The 2,893-nt window shown below is 36.4% G+C and carries 2 protein-coding genes and 1 pseudogene; all 3 read right to left on the reverse strand.

The genetic code is table 11. The features are described 5' to 3' along the window. Window positions 1-200, reverse strand: a pseudogene (locus tag ABDZ97_RS12245) (hypothetical protein); the annotation flags it as partial. A 203-nt stretch (window positions 201-403) separates the two neighbouring features. Next, window positions 404-1,198, reverse strand: a complete 795-nt coding sequence (locus ABDZ97_RS12250) for a hypothetical protein (protein ID WP_343788062.1) — start codon at window positions 1,196-1,198, stop codon at window positions 404-406. Window positions 1,199-1,201: 3 nt separating this feature from the next. Continuing rightward, a complete protein-coding gene (locus ABDZ97_RS12255; protein WP_343788063.1) occupies window positions 1,202-2,749 on the reverse strand; it encodes an OmpA family protein in 1,548 nt (515 codons plus the stop codon). Between the last annotated feature and the right edge of the window lie 144 nt (window positions 2,750-2,893).

Below are 2,893 nucleotides of genomic sequence, written 5' to 3' on the forward strand. Positions count from 1 at the left end.
ATTCCTACTCCTTCTTTTAATAAATCTACCAGTTCTGCATCGCTCACCTTATAAGAAGTGTATCTGTATTGATCCTGCTGATATTTCTTGCATACAGTACATTGATAACGTTGAGTTTCCTTTAGTTTTCCTTTTTTTATACAAGGACACGAACAGTAGCGACATTTCATCAGGTACAAGTTTGATACACGTAGAACCATTTGACTGCATTTAAGATCCTTTTTTGACCTCAAATCTATTGTTCCTACAGGTGTATCCACTCATTTTTAACGAACTATCTTTCAATATTTATTGATAATCAGTTAATTAAAGTTTTATTTTCCTGTTATCAACACATCTGGAACACTACCAACAAATGATTAATTAAAAAATTTCATTCATCAATAAATCTGGTACACTACCGCTATTCGGGTATATCATCATTATAATACAATTCCGTTATTCCTTTAACATTTTCAACTAACAGAGGAAGAAATTCCCACCGAATATATAATGGCGTTGCAGGGCGTATCATTTCCAATTTTGTCATTTTATATCTTTCAGGCACAACATATTTAAAGCACTCTTTATATTGAAACACATTATTCCTGTCTGTTATAGTTACCTCTATGAAATAATTATTATCATTGGTGAAGTAATTATAGTGTTGTATATGTTTTGGATTTAAAGTTTTCTTGTCAAAAGGACATTTACTATAACTTTCTATTCTTCTTAATAATCCGTTATTGAAATACAGATAATTTTCATAAACACAACTATCTACGTAAGTGAATGGGTCGTCAACTATCCGCAATTCTTTTATAATAAGTGTATCCTTCCGTATAGTGACACATTCAGGGTAAATGCTTAACTTATTGTGGAGAATGGAATAATTCAAAAATTCATCTTCACCAGATCGAGTTAATATAGAATTAACTCCACCATCCATTCCCCAAGATAAAAAAACAGTTTGTATTTCTCCATCCTGTTTCGTTAAGAAAGCTTTATTAATCCATTGATATACACCGTTCGTAGAGTCTAATTTAAAATTGTGAGATTCATGAAAAACATCAGCAGACCAAACATCTATAATGTCAAAATTAAGCTTATTTAATGTAGCATTTCTTTCGTTTGTCTCTGCTTTGTATACGAATACACTATCCTGACTAAACGATGTCGATGCGGTTAAAAGCAATAATACAAAAACAACCTTCTTCATAAATTACTCTCCTATTGATAGTGGGTTATATAATACATTTATCTTATTAAGTAACTCTTTTATACCAATAAAAATGAATGCACTTTGAGTTAGTTCTCCTCCTGAAACGGGTTTTAATTCTAAATCATTACTAATCTTTTGCTTAAAGTAATTGTAAACAACTTCTGCTCTTAACTTAGCTAATTTTGTATTTCCAGTAGAGCTACCAGCACTTGGAGAATGATATCCAGCAATTAATATACCAGTTCTACGTGGTGATAAATTCCCATTTCTTAGCACAAACCCTTCGCTATTAGACTTATTCACAATCTGAGACAAAACACTTGAAGTCTCATCCCAATTCTCAACACTATGATTGTTTAACGATGTTTTATCTGTATTGAATTTAACTTCAAATAACAAGTAGCTTGGTGGTTTTATTACATTGGCTTCCCACCAAGTGTAGGATCTTCCGTTGGGTTCATTCCCTCTTTTAACTTCTTTCCCTTTAGTTTTATATCTCGCTCCAAAATCTGGGGATTTCCACACCTTCCAATTTTCAACTAAAACTCCCCTGTCATTATTTGTAATAATCTTATTTTTATCTTTGTAGGCTGTTTCCGTACTATGAGCAGAATGCCACTCAGGTGTGTTCTCTATAAAATCATCACCCTCATAAAAATAATTATCATCTCCGTCATACTTGTATCGTACCCACAAAACATCTTCATCCGTTTGATCAACTTTAATGATATCCACCTGCATTGCACCATCTAAATCTCCACTTGGTTTAAATACTACATCAATCGTATCTGCTCCATTTAGGTCAGCAAACCAAATCGGGTTATTTGCAAAACAAGCATAAGGGCTTTCATGATGCTTCACTACTGGGTCTTGATTCCATCGTCTTAATAAACGGCTATCATATTCCCAATATTCCGCCGTGTAGTGGTTACCTTCTCCGCTTACTTCGTCTACTTTCTCTTGTCCGTTTGCCCCACCATAACGATATGTCCCACTATTACCATGACGACCAGGCATTAATGCATGTCCTACGTAATAATCCGCCCACGACATCACTACCGCCTCATAGTTGCCATCCGTAGCGTTCCACATTTTCCGGTCATTTATAACGGCAAGCACGTTCCCTAAATGATTGGATAATTCATACCGTTTATGTCCGCTCTCCTCCCTGTGTACCACGTCTTCTTCTTTGTGGGTATAGGAAGTAAAATTACCACCTTGATAGATGGTTACTTCTTCCGAGTTCACGCCCAAACGTTCGGCTCCGTACAAATGGCGTTCGTTGAGCTTATAACTATCTGTAGGAAAAGCTATTTCATACACGGCCATCACCTGACCATTGGCGTCGTACGCGTAGTACGTAAAGTTTTGGTCGCCTGTAAGTGATCCTCCGAAACGCCCCTCAACCAGTTTCATCGCTCGTTGACCAAAGGGAGTATATAAAAAGGTAATGTTTGGACTCCCTGCATCCGTACGGGTAATTTTTGACAATTTGTGATCCCCGTATCGCCATTCCAACTCCATGTCTTCCGATGCGTCTTCGATCAATTCCCCGATCTTGTTGTACGTATAATTCCCGGTGGCTTGCCCGGATTTGATGTCAGCATACTAGCTATAATCGGTACCATTATCCACCACATAGTTCAACCTGTTAGATGGTTGTCCTCCCAGCGTATGATAATTGTACACAAA

It is taken from the genome of Wandonia haliotis (genome assembly GCF_039523435.1).
In the GTDB taxonomy this organism is placed as follows: Bacteria; Bacteroidota; Bacteroidia; order Flavobacteriales_D; family Crocinitomicaceae; genus Wandonia; species Wandonia haliotis.